Here is a 2,615-nt window from a genome sequence, read left to right as displayed (position 1 = left end):
GTCATGAAGGCCTGCCGTTCCTGACGATCGTCGCCATAGTCGTCCTGGCCGGGCTGGCGCATCTCGCCGGAGCGCCGATCTTCATCACCATAGGCCTCCTGGCGACGGGTCTGGGCGGCCTGATGATGCATCTGCGCAACCAGCGCGCCGAGCGGCGCACCGCCGCACTTCTCGACGAGACGGCCGCCCGTAGCCGCGCCGAGATCGAGACCCTCGCCGATCGCATGTGGGAGATGCAGGAGAGCGAAGAGCGTTTTCGCGGTCTGATCGATGCGCTCGGCGACCTCGTTGTCCATCGCGACCGCGACGGCCACATCGTCTACGCCAACAAGGTGTTCGCCTCGCTCGTCGAGATCGATCAGCGCGACCTCGCAGGCAAGACGCTTTCCGAGCTCGGCATCGACGTCGGCGTCGTGCCCGAGGCCGCCTTTTCGGATCATGAATGCCTGAGCTCCACCGATGTCGCCATCCGCACGCCGAACGGGCCGCGCTGGTTCTCCTGGATCGAGCTCTCGGTGCGGGACAGGGACACCGGTGCTGTTTCGCACCGGGCGATCGCCCGTGACATCACCGCCCGCAAGCGCGCCGAATCGTCGCTGATCACCGCCCGCGAGCGGGCCGAATACGCCAGCCAGGCCAAGTCGCGCTTCCTTGCCACCGTCAGCCACGAGATCCGCACGCCGATGAATGGCATCATGGGCATGGCGAAGCTGCTTGCCGACACCGACCTGTCGCCCGAGCAGCGTACCTATGTCGGCGCCGTCTCGACTTCCGCAAGCTCGCTGCTGGCGCTGATCGAGGATCTGCTCGACTACTCCAAGATCGAGGCCGGCCGCTTCGATCCCGAGCCGCAGCCGACATCACTGCGTGAGATCGCCGACAACATCATCGAGCTGCTGGCCGCGAAGGCCTTCTCCAAGACCATCGGCCTCGGCTGTCACGTCGAACCCGACGTGCCGCAGATGATCACCGCCGACCCCGGTCGCGTGCGCCAGGTGCTGCTCAACCTCATCGGCAATGCCGTCAAGTTCACCGACACAGGCGGCGTGCTGCTTACCGTCGCGCGCGCCAGCACCGAGAGCACCGACCGCATCCGCTTCACCATCGCCGACACCGGTCCGGGGCTGCGCGAAGAGGATATGGAGCGCATCTTCGAGGAATTCGAGCAATCCGACGGTACTTCGACCAGGGTGCACGGCGGCGCCGGTCTCGGCCTCGCCATCTCCAAGCGCCTGGTGATCGCCATGGGCGGCACGATCTCGGTTTCGAGCCGGCTAGGCGAGGGATCCGAATTCGTCTTCGACATTCCGGCGACCGCGGCAACCCAACCGCCACAGTATCGCCGGGACATCCTCTCGGGCCGACGCGCGGTGATCGTGTCCAAGAATGCCGTCGAGGCCGATGCCATCGCTCGCACCATCCACGCGCATGGCGGTGCCGTCGAGATCGCGGCCACGCCGGACCAGGCCATTGCCTTCGCCGCCGGCTGCAACGTGCTTCTGGTCGACGCCGCGCTCGAGAACAGCGACGGCCGCCTGCTCAAGCGGCTGCGTCAGAGCGGTTTTGTCGACTGCCAGGCCATCACCCTGATCGCACCCGCCGATCGCGGCATGCTTGGCGAATTCCGCGCCAACGGCTACGCGACGTTCCTCGCCCGGCCGGTGCGCGGCGAAACGCTGCTGCGCGTGCTGTTGACCAGCCATGTGCCGGCACCCGCCGAGCCGCGGTCGGAACCGCGCGGCACCGCGTCCGTCCGCCGCCGCGACAAGGGCCTGTCCGTGCTGATCGCGGAGGACAATGACATCAACGCGATGCTTGCCCGCGCCACGCTGCTCAAGGCTGGACATCGCGTCAAGATCGTCAGCAACGGCAAGGCCGCGGTCGAAGCCGTCACCGACGCCGGCCTCAAGCATCGTTTCGATGTCGTGCTGATGGATCTCCACATGCCGGTGATGGACGGGCTGGACGCGATCGCCGCCATCCGCCGCCATGAGGAAGCGCTTGCCGTGCCGCCGATCCCGATCATGGTGCTTTCCGCCGACAGCCAGGAAAAGACGCGCCACACGGTTTTGGCCCACGGCGCCAGCGGCTTCGTCACCAAGCCTCTCGACCCCGATGCGCTCGTCCAGGCCGTCGAGAGCCAGGCAGCGGCGTAACGAATTTTTTAGACTTTCCGGAACGCCTTGGATTGCTTGGCTTTCGCAGCCATAAGATAGCCGGTTGAGGGTATTGCCCAGCCGACGAAGTATTGCCGGGATCGCCGTATCACGGTACTGTCACAATCCTGTTGCACCTACACCGTATCCCCGTGCCAAGAGGGATGGCTCGAAGGAGAATCACTCGTGCATACAGTCATGCCTGAATGCGATACTCGGCCGAACGCCAGCGCCCTTCTCGGCGCGCGTGCCGCCGACGCTTTCGCAAGCGGCGCACCGCTGGGCCGCATCGGCAACCTGGAAGTGCGGCTCGCCCGCAACGGGGCCGAGATCGCCGCCGCCCAGGAAGTGCGTTATCGGGTATTCTATGACGAGCTCGGCGCGAGGAAGGATTTGTTCCAGGCGCAGGATCGGCGCGATGCCGACCGCTTCGACCCGCTCTGCGATCATCTCCTGGTT

The 2,615-nt window shown here is 65.9% G+C and carries 2 protein-coding genes; both read left to right on the top strand.

From position 1 onward, the window contains the following. Positions 1 to 2,156: PAS domain-containing sensor histidine kinase (locus EOA60_RS28040; protein WP_164899587.1), on the top strand; the 2,156-nt coding region annotated here is incomplete at its 5' end. 198 nt (positions 2,157 to 2,354) lie between these two features. Further along, positions 2,355 to 2,615: GNAT family N-acyltransferase (locus EOA60_RS28035; RefSeq protein WP_164899588.1), on the top strand; the 261-nt coding region annotated here is incomplete at its 3' end.

The sequence above is a fragment of the Mesorhizobium sp. M1A.F.Ca.IN.020.06.1.1 genome (assembly GCF_004023265.1).
GTDB lineage: Bacteria > Pseudomonadota > Alphaproteobacteria > Rhizobiales > Rhizobiaceae > Mesorhizobium.
Note: the sequence above shows the minus strand (reverse complement) of the source record. Positions and strands in the feature narration are given on the sequence as shown.